Source organism: Bradyrhizobium sp. MI1.4, assembly GCF_055811315.1.
This window is the reverse complement of sequence record NZ_JBVVPP010000178.1, coordinates 1-257: the sequence shown is the minus strand read 5'-3', so window position 1 is coordinate 257 and position 257 is coordinate 1. Positions and strand designations below refer to the sequence as shown.

Here is a 257-nt window from a genome sequence, read left to right as displayed (position 1 = left end):
TGGAGTGCCGAGCTTGACCGGTTGCTGGCAGGGAATGAGAGCAAGGCGGCGCGGGAACGGCTGACGCTGATCCGGCTATTCGAAGAGCTTCGCGGCCTCGGTTATGCCGGCGGCTATGATGCGGTTCGTCGATACGCACGACGGTGGAGCAAGGAACGCAGCACCTCGACAGCGTCGGCGTATGTGCCGCTGAGCTTTGCACCAGGCGAAGCCTACCAGTTCGACTGGAGCCACGAGGTCGTCCTGCTGAGCGGCAC

General features: G+C 63.8%; 1 pseudogene. It reads left to right on the top strand.

The features are described 5' to 3' along the window. A pseudogene (locus AC0L23_RS40160) lies at positions 1-257 on the top strand (IS21 family transposase); the annotation flags it as partial.